General features: G+C 44.8%; 12 protein-coding genes. 8 read left to right on the plus strand and 4 right to left on the minus strand.

Features of this window, described 5'->3' with window-relative positions; all coding sequences use genetic code 11:
* Positions 1-23: 23 nt before the first annotated feature.
* Positions 24-1304, minus strand: a complete 1281-nt coding sequence (locus tag ACO067_RS17200) for a glycosyltransferase family 4 protein (protein ID WP_421876278.1) — start codon at positions 1302-1304, stop codon at positions 24-26.
* A gap of 79 nt (positions 1305-1383) precedes the next feature.
* Complete coding sequence (locus ACO067_RS17205; RefSeq protein WP_421876280.1) at positions 1384-3021, minus strand: VRR-NUC domain-containing protein; 1638 nt, start codon at positions 3019-3021, stop codon at positions 1384-1386.
* 68 nt (positions 3022-3089) lie between these two features.
* Between ACO067_RS17205 and ACO067_RS17210 the strand changes: the two genes are divergently transcribed.
* From ACO067_RS17210 to ACO067_RS17235, 6 genes are all read left to right on the plus strand, one after another.
* Positions 3090-3935, plus strand: a complete 846-nt coding sequence (locus tag ACO067_RS17210) for a glycosyltransferase family 2 protein (protein WP_421876282.1) — start codon at positions 3090-3092, stop codon at positions 3933-3935.
* A 35-nt stretch (positions 3936-3970) separates the two neighbouring features.
* Positions 3971-5689, plus strand: coding sequence for a hypothetical protein (locus tag ACO067_RS17215; protein ID WP_421876284.1), 1719 nt, complete (start codon positions 3971-3973; stop codon positions 5687-5689).
* Positions 5690-5897: 208 nt separating this feature from the next.
* Positions 5898-6767, plus strand: coding sequence for a YHYH protein (locus ACO067_RS17220; RefSeq protein WP_421876288.1), 870 nt, complete (start codon positions 5898-5900; stop codon positions 6765-6767).
* Complete coding sequence (locus ACO067_RS17225) at positions 6767-7354, plus strand: toxin-antitoxin system YwqK family antitoxin (RefSeq protein WP_421876290.1); 588 nt, start codon at positions 6767-6769, stop codon at positions 7352-7354. The genes ACO067_RS17220 and ACO067_RS17225 overlap by 1 nt, the downstream gene beginning before the upstream one ends.
* Positions 7344-7988 carry an SCO family protein gene (locus tag ACO067_RS17230; RefSeq protein WP_421876293.1) on the plus strand — a complete coding sequence of 215 codons (645 nt, stop codon included), beginning with the start codon at positions 7344-7346 and terminating at the stop codon, positions 7986-7988. Before ACO067_RS17225 ends, ACO067_RS17230 begins: the two co-directional genes overlap by 11 nt.
* Before the next feature lie 34 nt (positions 7989-8022).
* Positions 8023-8709 (plus strand): hypothetical protein, encoded by a 687-nt coding sequence (locus ACO067_RS17235; RefSeq protein ID WP_421876295.1) that lies wholly within the window; start codon positions 8023-8025, stop codon positions 8707-8709.
* On the opposite strand, the gene ACO067_RS17240 is transcribed toward ACO067_RS17235, so the two are convergent.
* Entirely contained in the window at positions 8706-9044 is a 339-nt protein-coding gene (locus tag ACO067_RS17240) for a n-acetylglutamate synthase (protein ID WP_421876297.1), read from the minus strand. The genes ACO067_RS17235 and ACO067_RS17240 overlap by 4 nt on opposite strands.
* Complete coding sequence (locus tag ACO067_RS17245) at positions 9034-11307, minus strand: ATP-dependent helicase (RefSeq protein ID WP_421876299.1); 2274 nt, start codon at positions 11305-11307, stop codon at positions 9034-9036. The genes ACO067_RS17240 and ACO067_RS17245 overlap by 11 nt, the downstream gene beginning before the upstream one ends.
* A 95-nt stretch (positions 11308-11402) precedes the next feature.
* Here ACO067_RS17245 and ACO067_RS17250 point away from each other — a divergent pair, with 95 nt between their 5' ends.
* Entirely contained in the window at positions 11403-12134 is a 732-nt protein-coding gene (locus ACO067_RS17250; RefSeq protein WP_421876301.1) for an L-type lectin-domain containing protein, read from the plus strand.
* A 502-nt stretch (positions 12135-12636) separates the two neighbouring features.
* On the plus strand, positions 12637-13458 hold the full coding sequence (locus tag ACO067_RS17255) for a hypothetical protein (protein WP_421876303.1): 822 nt from the start codon (positions 12637-12639) through the stop codon (positions 13456-13458).
* The last annotated feature ends 16 nt before the right edge of the window (positions 13459-13474 follow it).

A 13474-nucleotide genomic window follows, 5' to 3' on the forward strand; every position in this document is an offset into this window, starting at 1 on the left:
CCACCAAAACTAAGGAAAGGCTACTATTTGGCGGCAGCCTTCTGGTAGCATTTCTCAGTGAGAGTAGTTGCTTTCTCCCAGGTTAGCTTTTTGGCTTCTTTGAGGCAATGTGAGGTGATGTATTCTCGGTAATGATCATCGGTCATCAGCCGCTCGATTAATTGTACGTAGGAGTAATGATCCCATCGCTCCACCTGTGGAATACTCGGGATAAACTCACCCAGCCCGATACCTCTGGCTGCTGCCACTGGGATACCCTTGAGGATTGCTTCAAGTGCCACCAACCCAAAGGGTTCGCTAGCAGAAGGTACCACTAGCAGATCGACTGTATTCAGTAGCTTGAGTAGTTCTGAGCGTTCCAAAAAACCTGTAAACCGCACTCGATTGGAAAAATTGGAAGCGATCACCCGGCTTTCTAAATCTCCTCTCAAATAACCATCTCCAATGATCGAATAGGTAAATTCATGTCCTTTAGAAGATAAGTCTCTGGCCAGATCGATGAAGATCGATGGGCTTTTCTGATGAGTCAATCGCCCAACGAAAGCAATGTGCTTTGGGTTTGTCGATGGGGATTTTGAACCCTTGATCCGTAGTACATTGGGGATGACTTCAATCCGGTCAGATGGAATGCCATAGGCTCCGACAATGGCATATTTTAGCTTCTGGCTTACTGCAATAATCCTATCGGCCTGCTCAAACCCAGTTTTTTCCTCAGACATCACGTGCTGCTGTGCATAGACACCATTTCTGTCCTGTTCGATGCTATGCGTATGAAGAATAACCGGAGTGCCAAACGTCTTTTTGATCAGTACCGCAGCTCTGAAAGTGATCCAATCATGAGCGTGAACCACATCTGGTTTAGTTTGCTGAGCTACCTGAACAGCTAGTAATGCATATTTAAGTATTTCGGCATGAAGGTTTCCCTCGTAGGTTCCCGTAAGCTCTATTTGTTCGAGCAGCTCAGACTCCTCGGTAGACTTCAATGCTACTCGTTTTCTAGTGACTTCTCGAACCTCTTCAAATACTTCTGGTGCTAAATAGGGCATCAATAATGTGCCAATGGAGGTCTCAGCAAGTGTTTCGGAATAGACTTTTTTCTCTTTCCAGAAATCAATGTCTGGTGTGAGCGCAGAGGCATCCACCAGTTGTACGTTTTGACTCACCTGGGTTTGATTCTTTTTGGGAAGTAGGAAGGTTACGTGATGGCCTTTGGCAGCCAATGCCTCAGCCAATCCTTGACTGGCTACTCCTAGTCCTCCTGAAATAGATGGTGGAAACTCCCACCCCAGCATGAGTATGTTCATAGGTTGTTGATTTGAGTCAATAAGATAATTCAGAATAATGACCTGAGAAATGATCCTACTCAGAAAAGCACCTGGAAACTTAATTCTCGTATTTCACCCGAAGGATATCCGCTTTGATTTTTTGCTCCTCGAAGAAGTCAATCCAAAATAATTGCTGCGCAGAAAGGTGATCATTCGGGGATTTGATTTCGTAAAAATGGTAAGTGCTATCGTTCCAGATAAATAAGTCTGGAAATCCGGTGCTGTTGTCTTTCACATTCTTGGCCATTTCCAACAGGACTGCTTTCAATCCTTTCAAAGGAACATGCTGTATGCAGGCCTGAAGTGTGCCTGGTAGAGATTCATGCCACCCGACAAGTGGGTTGTTGATTCCTTGTTTTGATTGGTGCATAGAATCCAAAAATGCCAAAAATTGCTTTCTACTTCTAAACTGCTTCAAGTGCTTTTCCAGATGCTTTTTGCGGTTGAGATAGAAATCCTCTGAGTGAAGGTCACTTGGCATACGCTGCAATGGATGATGGAAAGTGGCATGTTGCTTTCCAAACAATTCGTCCCAAAATATCAGTCCAAATAAACTTCGCCACAGGTAATTTTCCGAGTGTGTGCCCTGGTAACCCAAGGCATCATAGTAATGGAGAGCGTGCTGCTCTACCCGATGGCCGACTGGTTCTACTATGACTATCTCTGGACTAAGGTTGATTTTTGCAGTGGTACTGCGGTAGTTTCTTTTGGACTTTTTTTCCAGGTAGTCCTTTGCGAAAATCTTCTCGCTGGCGTTGAAGGGGGATTCAAAGGCGATTTCTGCTAACTCTTTCGCTGTGTCCAAATCATCAAGCTTCTCATGAATACGAATGCGTCGTTCGCGAGCCGGATGTTTCCGTGCCAGACTGTAATAGGTAAGTGCTTCTTCCAGTAGCCCGGTTTTCTCAAAATATTCTCCGAGCCGGAGCATGAACTTGTCACCAATCTTTCTGCTTTTCGGATGGTTCAGGTAAATGCTCCAGTTCACGGATCCGGTGAGCTCGCCAATTTCTTCTGGTAGTAGGACAGGGATGGCATGCTTGATGGTTCGGTCCCATTTATACAGCTCAAAAACACTTTTAGCTTCTTCGATGCTATCAAACCAGGGAGTGAAAGTGACGTCATCCATATTTTCCAACTTCACATTGCCAATGTCACGGATCACAAACTCAGTCATCATTCCATGAGCATGTCCAAAAAAGAGTAGTTTGAGGTACTCGATCTGTTCCTGTATCAACAGCTGTATGATGGTGTGCTTTTCTCTGAGCTCATCATAGTCTCCAGGGGCATTCGCTTCAGCCAACTCAATGAGGATGTCGTCCTTGTATTTTTTAGCGAAATCTCGACGGGGATAAAGCTGATTGAGCTCTGATTTAGTAAAGAGATGAAAAAGAAGAAAATCATTGGGCGGATCCAGGGAAACCAATTCAGCTTCGACCAATTCCTGGGCAGCCATCGGGATATTTCCTATTTCTTCATAGACCAACTTCTCCAGGCGGAAGTATTCACCTTTGCGGTTGAGCATGCGCACTAGTAAGCATTGGGCATCTTCACTGAGACTCTCAAAAAGAGCAATGAAGCTTTGATCGTCATCGGACAATAAGTGACCTGATCCTTCAGAGATGAACTCAAGGAGGTATTTGAAGTAGTCCAGATAATACCTGGGTGGTAATATGATCTTGTCCTGGTCAGCCATGGTTCAGCGCAATTTTACGAATCCTTCCATGATCTGATTGCGATAAACCGAATAAATTGCTGGAAGATATGTCACAGCTGGTCTCCGTAATCATTCCTACCTACAATCGTCCGGACCAACTCCACCAGGCAGTCAGCAGTGCTTTGAGCCAAACACATACTGAGGTGGAAGTGATTGTGGTGAATGATGGTGGAGCAATCGAGCCGTTAGGGGAGCTGTTCCATGAGTATCCGGAGATCGCTATCCATCATTTGGAATCTAAGGCTGGCGTATCTAAGGCTCGCAACGTGGGGATTGATCTAGCCAGGGGAGACTACCTGGTTTTTTTGGATGATGATGACCTGCTGGCTCCAGACTATTTGGCAAGTGCTGTTCAGGAGATCGGACAGGCGGATATACTCATCGCTGCTGGGTCAGTAGTAGGAGATCTGTCCAGTATTCATTTTCAGAGAGTTGCAGCCTATAACGATTGGCTTGATCAAACTTATGCACATCGGTTGACGAGCCACTGGGGATTTTTCCTGCAGTACATGCCGCCTATTTTCAGCATGCTTTTTAAGCGCTCAGTCTTTGATTCATCTCGATTCAATGAGCAAATGCACTATGGTGAGGATCGCGAACTGTTGCTGAGGTTGCGGAGTACAAAGACCTTTGAGAGATCGCCTCTTCATTCTGGCACTTACAACGTCAGGTCATCAGAGGAAGTGGCTCCTTTATTGGATTTCACAGAGGCCATTCGGTCATTGGTTGATAGCCGAAGAGGCCGGTCCTACATTAGCCTATTGGAGGCGTATTATTGGTTTAGCAGGCGTAAACGATGGAGAGCCGTTCGGTCCATTGTAACTTCACTCCAATCTCCATATGTAGTTGTGAAACAGTTTCTTCTGTTTTTACGTTTGAATTTGCTGCGGTGAACCGCAGACCAACCACTTGAAATAAGTAAAAGCGAATGAAGTATTATCTAATAGCATTAGCCTATGCTTGTTGCCATCTTGTAGAGGCACAGACCATCACTCTCCGTGATGTACATCCCCAATCATTAGAAGTGCGAGCATTTCAGGTAACCCAAAATACCAATCTGGAGATTAGTGGTACTGGTGGAGTATTTAGAGACGATTACAAACTCCTGATCTATTACGGATGGATTTTGGATAGCAAGACGCGCAGAGTAGTCTGGCATGCTTACGACGACATCAGAGATAGAGATGACCTGGAAGACGAACGCGGGAAATATGATATTTCGGAATCCATACAGCTAAGTCCGGGAACTTATGAGTTGTACTTTACAGGTGCCCATCATAGCTATGGTTGGGGTGGAGAATGGGGTATTGAGGACCTGGGAGATTTACTGGAAGAGATTTTTTCTACCAGGGAGCGTAATGATTTTCGTCGCTCAGTTCAAGAGGATTTATTTGTGCAGGTGAGAGGTGATGGAGTGAAAGAGGTAGAAATAGGTGATGCCCTGGGTTCAAACCTCAAAGATGCCATTGCCTATTTTGTAAGAGCAAAAGATGAGGAATTGTTTGAGCAAGGTTTTGCTTTGTCTGACGATACCAACTTGAGACTTTACGCTGTTGGTGAAGGCAGGAAAGATGCCATATTTGACTACATGTGGATCTATGACGCCAACACTCGTGAGCGAGTCTTTGAGATGAGCTATCGCAATACTAGGTATGCAGGAGGCGCAGAAAAGAATATCAAATTGGATGAAACCATTGAACTACCTGCTGGTGCTTATGTGATCAGTTACCGTACGGATGATTCACATGCTTATGGGAAGTGGAATGCACTACCACCTGATGATCCCCAATTCTGGGGAGTGGCGGTATATCCAGCCACCACTGCAGATAAAGCCAACATTATTCCTTACAAGGCTCCGAAGACCCTTGAGCCGGTTGTCGAATTGACGCGTGTGCGAAATTATGAGTTGGTCTCTAAAGGCTTTGATGTTAAAAAAGACATGGACTTGCGTATCCTTTGCATCGGTGAGAGAGGTCATGATGATGAGATGGCAGATTATGGATGGATTGTGGACGCTGATACTCGCGAAACCGTTTGGAAGATGCGCCCCTACCGATCTGAGCGAGCAGGTGGTGCAGAAAAAAACCGCCTGGTCAACGACAAAATCAAATTGCCGAAAGGCAAATATATCGCCTATTACCGCACAGATGGCTCTCATGCCTACAACTCCTGGAACAGTTCCAGACCAGATGATGAAGAGCACTGGGGCATCACACTCTGGGCGGTGGACGAGGCAGATCTCAGTGCAATTTCCTATTTTGATGAGGATTCGTACACAGCTTCCAATGTGGTGGTAGAAATCAACATGATCTCTGATAGGGATTATCGTAGAGAGCGATTCAGTCTGGAAAATACGACTAAAATTACCGTGATTGCTATGGGAGAGGGGTCAGACGGTCGCATGAATGATACCGCATGGATCAAAAATATGGATACCGGTCGAATAGTCTGGGAAATGGATTATTACGAAACAGAGCATGCAGGTGGTGCCCGCAAGAACAGACGGGTCACAGAGACCATTACGTTACCTTCAGGAGATTATAGCGTCTATTACGAATCGGATGGTTCACACAGTTTTTCCAGGTGGAATGCACCTCCACCTGACGACCCGCAGAGCTATGGAGTGAGAGTCCTGGTCTCCGAGTAAACTTTCCAAGAGGCTGTCTCAAAAGTAATTCCCGAATGTCAGGTTGAGCCTGTCGAAACCAATTATCGTGCTATTAAGTACATTTCGACAAGCTCAATGTGACAATTATCGAGATTGGTTCACTTTTGAGACAGCCTCTTTTTTTATTGGACCGGGTAGGGTTTTTTGACAGTTTGCCTTTTCACCAGTAAATCAACGAAAAACCAACATGTTAAAAATTTCTAGAAATTTATTCACGCCAGTGCTTTTAGTAGCATTTCTCCTTGCCTCGTGCGCTTCAGAAGGTGAAATGGGGGACGAAGTAACCAAGCAAGACGATAAAGATCAGACGGATGACGATCCAAACGATGATCAGAATAATGGAGACGATCAGGATGACAATGATGATGATAATGACGATAATGGTGATGGAGATCGAATCGATATCAGTATTCTGGTAGATAAGTTTTACAACGACGATGCGCTTGTCATATCAGTAGGTGATGAGTTTATCACCATAGAGTCAGCCAATCAGCCAGATCACAAGAGCATGTATTATGATGAGAGCAATGACTTGTATGAGGACTATGATGAACCCAATAATCCAGACTTCAAGAAGAATCCGAATTCAATAGAAATGCAGGATCATGTCTATAAAATCCCAAGATACCCTACTGAAGCCACGAATAAGGAGACCACTCCAATGGGGCCAATGGGTGTAGCTGTAAACAGTGTGGCATTCTTTAACCAGCAGGCAGCTCCTGGAGATGACATTTTGGAGGAATTAAATACGTTTGATCAATACGAGGGACATCCAGCTCAAGGTGGTGATTATCATTATCACATAGAACCTATTTGGTTGACAGAAGACGAATTAGACAAAGAGTCGTTTCTAGGTCTATTATTAGATGGATTCCCAGTGTATGGCCCAGAGGAAAATGGCCAGACTGTGACCAATGATGATTTGGATGATTACCACGGACATGTTTCGGCTACTGCAGAGTTTCCTGATGGTATCTACCATTACCACATCACAGAGGACTTGCCTTGGATCAATGGCGATGGATTCTACGGTGAGCCAGGCACAATCACTCAGTAATGCGATTCTTATTTATACTTACTACTTTTTTGCTCGTAGGATGTTCGAGGGTACCAGATACACAGGTATCCTCGAATAATCCTGCCTTGCATCACCAGAATGGTATTCTGTATTTGGCTGATGAACCTTTTTCAGGTTACCTGATTGATCGATATGCCACTGGCGCTGTTAATGAAAAAACGCCGTATCTGGATGGTCAGGAGCACGGCGAGAAAGTAAGTTATTACGCCGATGGTACCCTCAGGTATGTCCGTGGTTACCAATATGGAGAAAAGCATGGTACCCATCAGGGTTTTTATGAAGATGGATCTGACCGATTCAAGTATCAGTTTGAAAAGGGTTCGAACATCGGGACACACTATGATTGGTATGAAGGAGGTCAGCTCGCCAAACTGACCAACTTCAAAGATGGAAAGCCATTTGGAGTGCAGAAAATGTGGCGCTCAGATGGTAAGATAAGATCCAACTACGTGATCCGGGAAGATGGCAGACGATACGGTCTGGTCGGACTAAAAAGATGTAAAAATATCAATACGGACTCTGAGGAGATCCAGCCTTTAACCGCAGCAGTTTACAATGAAAAATAGTCTTCTACTTCTATTGCTAGTTTGGATAATTGGTGGGTGTACATCCGCCAACAACGAAATCAATCTACCGTACTACACTGAAGCCAATTTTACACCACAGTGGCTTGATCAGGAAAAAGTAGAAGGTATCCACCGGGTAGCTGATTTTACCCTGACTAATCAGGATGGCCAACAAATCTCCAATGGAGACCTGAAAGGGAAGATCTACGTGACCAACTTCTTCTTTACCATCTGTCCAACCATTTGTCCGAAGATGACTAATAACTTGCAGCGCATTCAGGAAGCCTTTCCAGAAGATGACGATGTGCTGCTGGTCTCTCACACGGTAATGCCGTGGGTAGATTCAGTTGCAGTGCTCAAAGAATTTGCTGAGCGCAATCAAATCAATAGTAACAAGTGGCACTTGCTCACGGGAGATAAGGATCTGATCTACTCACTAGGTCGCACCTCTTACTTTGCGGATGAGGGCTTTGGGAAGTCCGTCACTGATGAAAGCGATTTCCTACACACCGAAAACATCGTTTTAGTGGATGCAGATCAGCATATTCGTGGAGTTTATAACGGCACACTTCCACTCGAAATGACCAGGCTGATTGAAGATATTGGTCGGTTGAAGAAGGAATTGGGATCTTGATTGATACAAACCCATTATTTAGTATCTTTAATAGATGAGCAAGTATGAGTTCATCAAACTGAGTAGTTTTCTTGTATTATTTCTGGTCTTGTTGACTTCCTTTGGACAGTATCGGCCAAAATCGCTAGCAGAGATAAGTCGGGTTTTAGATACTTTGGAAGTTCAAAAACAACATCTTGTGCTTTTGAATTCTTGGTATGAGGATTCTATTGAAACCATTGTTCTGCAACATCCCATTCTTTATGATACACTTTACAATCAAAAGTTTTTGAGGGATAGTCTGTACATCCCTACTGCCGATGATGTCCGGAAGCAAAAGGAATTCATTCAAACAGCATCGCAAAATTGTTACTCCTATGCGCTACAAGAGAGTTATACTTACCATGGAATAGACCCTAAGGATGTTTTCAATAAGGATGTCTTCCTGACTTTAGATGGGTTTAAGCAGATAATTGACACTAATTTTAGACTAGAGAATAGTTTTAAAAGTAGGCCTAAACGGAATTTAAAATTTCAACCAAAAGACGGTAGTCTGATTGTTTTCTATGATCAGTTCAACACACCGAGCTATACCTTTTTCTTTCATGATAATGTGTTTTATTCAAAGAATGGAGGGTTTGCAGTCAAGCAATATGATTCGATGAAAGACATCTATCGTACCTATTACTACACACAGCGAGTGCATGTCTACTCCTTAAACCTAGACCTGAAATCTGACTAAACTTCTTCTACCACAGACTCGCCCACTTCTTCTTCGCCATCCCATTGCCACTTTTCGTGAAGCTTGATGCGCCCATCATCCAGCAACTCAGGTGTAGAGGTACACTTACCACTGCGAATGGAACCTTCCTCATTGACATGCTGGTAAGAGAACTCCAGAGATCCGTCTTCATTGACCAGACCGGTGATGGTGCCTAGTTTGATCTGAGAACCCTGATAAATGGCCCATAGCACATTGCCTTCCTGAGAGTAATGAAAAAGAGTCTGACTGTCCACCTCGCCTGATTCGCTATTGGACACGGCTTTAAATCGTTTCTTGTGGTAATTAATCTTCAATGATTCTGAGTTTTGCAAAGCTTAATAAAAGGGTTTTTTCGCCTACGTTTTCAAAGTCAACACGTGCTTTTCGGTTGGCACCATCTGCGTCGATCACAGTGACTGTACCAAATCCAAATTTCGGATGCTCTACTTTCATACCTTCAGCCAGAGTAGAAGTGTCACTTGGTTTGAAGTCCGGGCTTGGTTGATGCTGAGGTGCCGAGGCAAACTTTCGATTGGTTTTGTCTTTTTTGAGGTTATTGACAAAGTTTTTGGTTACATAACTCTCCGCTGAGCTCAGTGGTGCTGTGCTGGAGAATTTCTTGTTCACCTTGATGTATTGTGGATCTACTTCTTCCAGGAATCGACTGGGTTCGCAGGCCTTCAATCGGCCAAAACGATAGCGGTTAAGTGCATAGCTCAAGTGCAGCTTTTCTTTGGCTCTGGTGATGGCCACATAGAATAGTCGACGCTCTTCCTCCAGATCGGCTCTACTGCTGAGCATCATCTGGGAAGGAAATAGCTCTTCTTCCATTCCCACTATGTAGACATATTTAAACTCCAGACCTTTGGCCATGTGAATGGTCATGAGTGTAACCGCTTCCTCGGGATTTGCATTCCGATCTTCATCAGTGAGTAGGGTAACTTCCTGCAGAAATGCGGCAAGGCTCTTATCCTCACGCTCCTGGTCATCGGTAAATTCCTTGATCGCATTGAGTAATTCCTGTACGTTTTCATACCGGCTCATGCCTTCAATGCTCTTATCGGCATAGAGTTCCTTGAGCAAGCCGGAGTTCTTTGCTACCAATGCAGCTGTGTCGTAAGCATCCTTTTTCTCGGATGTCAGTCGGAAGCTTTTGATCAGGTTCACATACTCTTCTACCTGGTTACCGCCGCGCCCGCCAACATACTTCGTAGCTTGTGTCATGATCTCCCAGAGCGACTTGTTTTGTTCGGCAGAGGCAACGATTAGCTTTTCTACTGTTCCCGGACCAATTCCTCTCTTCGGCAGGTTGATGGACCGGCGCATCGCTTGCTCGTCATTAGGGTTGACGATAAAGCGCAGGTAGGCGATGATGTCTTTGATTTCTTTTCGTTGGTAGAAAGATAGTCCACCTACCACGCGGTACTTGAGGTTGTTGCGTCGGAGGGCTTCCTCCATCGCCCGAGACTGGCTGTTCGTTCGGTACAGAATCGCAAAGTCATTGTTGCTTGACTGAGTCTGCATCTTGGTTTCAAAGATGCTTGATGCAATTAGCTTGCCTTCCTCATTGTCAGAAGTGGCTTTGATCAGCTCAATGAGGTCACCGTCTTTGTTGTCAGTCCAGACATTTTTCTTGAGCTGTGCCTTATTCTTATTGATGACCGAGTTAGCAGCGTTCACAATGTTTTTTGTAGACCGGTAGTTCTGCTCCAGCTTGATGACTTTCAGGTCTGGATAGTCCCTTTCGAAATTCAGTATGTTTTGAATATCCGCGCCACGGAAGGCATAGATACTTTGTGCGTCATCACCCACCACAGCGATGTTTTCGCGAACCGCAGCTAGCTTCTTTGCGATCAGATATTGCGAAATGTTGGTGTCTTGAAACTCGTCGATGAGCAGGTAATGAAAACGCTGTTGATATTTATTGAGTGAGTCCGGATGCTCCTGAAAAAGCACATTGGTGTTGAACAGCAAGTCGTCAAAGTCCATCGCCCCGGCATTGAAGCAACGGGTCACATAGGTCTGGTACAGTTTGCCCATTTCCGGCCGCATATTCGAGGCATCGTCTTCCGCATAGATCGGATTGTTGATGTATTCCCTCCAGGAGACGAGTCGATTCTTAGCTGCCGAGATGCGGTTATAGACCACATTGGCTTTGTACAGCTTGTCGTCCAGCTTCATCTCCTTCACTATTTGCTTGATAAGCGTTTTGGAGTCATCTGTATCGTAGATGGTGAAATTACTCGGGTAACCAAGCTTGGATGCCTCAGACCGAAGGATTCGGGCAAAAACGGAGTGAAACGTGCCCATGTACAGGTTTTTGGCTTCATTCCCCACGATTCGTTCGATCCGATCGCGCATTTCCCGAGCAGCCTTGTTGGTAAAGGTCAGGGCCATGATATTGAACGGGTCCACATTGTGGTGTTTCATCAAATGAGCTATCCGATAGGTCAGTACCCGGGTTTTTCCCGATCCTGCACCGGCGATCAACATCGTAGGGCCTTCGGTATTGATTACTCCTTCACGCTGGGGAGGGTTCAGTTCATTGAGATAGTCTGCCTGCACTTCACTTGCCATCCCGCAAATCTAATAGGAACGACTTACTTCTGTCTGTGGTGTGACCGAAAATTGGCAACTCAAATCATTTTGGTTCACAGGTCGTTATACATTTCATGAAACCGTTTTTCAAACTCGTCTTTTCCATCTCATTCACGATGTATTTGGCTTCCGCTAATGCACAGTATTATTTTCTGGGCACAGCGGGTAACATGGCCAATGGTTGCATCCAGCTGACTCCTGATGAGCCCTATTCAGAAGGACTAGCCTACAATTACCAAAAACTCGACTTAACGCAGTTTTTCGAAATTCAATTCGATCTGTATTTGGGCGATAAAGACCTTGGGGCTGACGGGATCACATTTGTCATTCACAACGACGTTCGTGGTTATGAGGCTTTCGGCCAATGGGGTGAGTGCATGGGCTATGGGCGGTTCAATCCATTTCGTCCGGGCAATTCCATTGACCCGTCTGTAGCGGTAGAGTTTGATACGTACCAGAATGGATTTCAAAATGACCCTGCCTGTGATCATGTGGCCTATCTGGAAAATGGGGTCAGTAGGCATGAATCTTACTGGAATGATGGAAACGACACTTACAACATGGAGGATGACCGGTTACATGATTTCCGCTTTCGCTGGGATCCGCAAAGTCAGCTGGTGAAGGTATTCTGGGATGGTGTGCAGGTGGTAAAGATGAAGCGGGATCTGATCAAAGATATATTTGAAGGGGAGACTCAGGTGATCTGGGGATTTACAGCCAGCACCGGGAGAGCTCACAATCTGCAGTACTTCTGCTTGAGGAGGATGGTGTACTTGCCTACAGTAGGAAGTGATAGAAATGGTTGAGGACCACCAGTAGCAGGAAACCGAGCAACACGCCGATTTCCAAAGCCAGGATTACGTTTTTCCAGTTAGTCTTACTCTTTTTCACAAGATTCTCACTAGAGCTATACAATGGTTGAATGGTCAAATGGTTATTCAAGGGAATAGCGAAATTAAGTAATTATTAGCTAAACATTATCCGATTGTTACAAACAAAATGACGAGGGGTGGAAGCGTTTTGTTTGGGCTGCAAATAAACGAATCATTATCCTGGTATGAAAATAACACCTGAGTATTCAATAGAATATTTAGAGTATTCAAGCGAAATATTCTATTAAATATTGACGAAATAATTCTGAATTTCAGAATTATTTGTCAGGGTTACCGCAGCGGCGGACCGTCCTGACAATGCAAAGCATTCGTCAGCTGATGACGTTTCAGTTACGGTCTGATAGCTTTTCATCAGACTCAATTGGATAAATTGTGTTAACACATTATTTGGGGGTAAAGTGATTAGTTTAGCGAGATGTCGAAGCGAAAAAAGGTCTTTTTTCATGTGGGTTTAGGAAAGGTGGCTTCCACTTTTTTGCAGCATCAGCTTTTTCCCAAATTGCAAGGCATCTGCTACATCAAACCGTCTCAATATCGACGCTCCAAAACCATCATTGCACAAACTCAAGGTCAAAACGTGCTTGTTTCCAGGGAGTTTGATCAACAGCTGGAGGAGGAGCTGCGATGGTTCTGTGCGGATGTCTCCAATGTACATGTGATCCTTTGTGTGAGGCGGCAAGACGACTGGATCGCTTCCCAGTACCGCCGGCGAGTGAAGAATGGTTGGCTCATGGAGTTTAACCAATTCATTGATCTGAAGAATGATCAGGGTTTTTGGAAAAAGGAGGAGCTTTACTATCAGCCAAAAATGGAGATGATTCAGAAGATCACGGGAAATAAACCGCTGGTGATGGTTTATGATGAGTTGCAAGAAGCTCCAGAGGCGTTTGTCAAGAGACTGACGGACTACATAGGTCTGACTGCTCCGCGAATGAGTTTTCGAAAAGTACATGCGTCATTTGCTGACAAGCAGTTGGTCGTCTTGCAATGGTTTTGCCGGACTTTTATCAGACGAGTTCCAAAAGGCAGGTCAAATAAAGTGCTGCATTGGCTGCTTTACCGACCGGTGTGGGCTTTTTATCACTTGATATTATATGGAGCGGCACTGATACCTGGTGGGTGGATTAGGAGAAGGTTGATCGATCCAGAAGAACTGGAGGAGATCAGGGCTTTTTATGATGAAGACTGGTCCAATGTAGTGTCTCAATCATCCGGGGAGAAAGCCATGCACCAATAATCAGTGAGTTTGAATC

Origin of the sequence: Marinoscillum sp. (assembly GCF_965229915.1) — a bacterium.
Lineage (GTDB): Bacteria > Bacteroidota > Bacteroidia > Cytophagales > Cyclobacteriaceae > Marinoscillum.

What these genes read in the sequence shown, in the direction of transcription:
- ACO067_RS17200 (WP_421876278.1), bottom strand. Translation starts at nt 1,304, where the DNA reads ATGAACATACTCATGCTGGGGTGGGAGTTTCCACCATCTATTTCAGGA.
- ACO067_RS17205 (WP_421876280.1), bottom strand. Translation starts at nt 3,021, where the DNA reads ATGGCTGACCAGGACAAGATCATATTACCACCCAGGTATTATCTGGAC.
- ACO067_RS17210 (WP_421876282.1), top strand. Translation starts at nt 3,090, where the DNA reads ATGTCACAGCTGGTCTCCGTAATCATTCCTACCTACAATCGTCCGGAC.
- ACO067_RS17215 (WP_421876284.1), top strand. Translation starts at nt 3,971, where the DNA reads ATGAAGTATTATCTAATAGCATTAGCCTATGCTTGTTGCCATCTTGTA.
- ACO067_RS17220 (WP_421876288.1), top strand. Translation starts at nt 5,898, where the DNA reads ATGTTAAAAATTTCTAGAAATTTATTCACGCCAGTGCTTTTAGTAGCA.
- ACO067_RS17225 (WP_421876290.1), top strand. Translation starts at nt 6,767, where the DNA reads ATGCGATTCTTATTTATACTTACTACTTTTTTGCTCGTAGGATGTTCG.
- ACO067_RS17230 (WP_421876293.1), top strand. Translation starts at nt 7,344, where the DNA reads ATGAAAAATAGTCTTCTACTTCTATTGCTAGTTTGGATAATTGGTGGG.
- ACO067_RS17235 (WP_421876295.1), top strand. Translation starts at nt 8,023, where the DNA reads ATGAGCAAGTATGAGTTCATCAAACTGAGTAGTTTTCTTGTATTATTT.
- ACO067_RS17245 (WP_421876299.1), bottom strand. Translation starts at nt 11,307, where the DNA reads ATGGCAAGTGAAGTGCAGGCAGACTATCTCAATGAACTGAACCCTCCC.
- ACO067_RS17250 (WP_421876301.1), top strand. Translation starts at nt 11,403, where the DNA reads ATGAAACCGTTTTTCAAACTCGTCTTTTCCATCTCATTCACGATGTAT.
- ACO067_RS17255 (WP_421876303.1), top strand. Translation starts at nt 12,637, where the DNA reads ATGTCGAAGCGAAAAAAGGTCTTTTTTCATGTGGGTTTAGGAAAGGTG.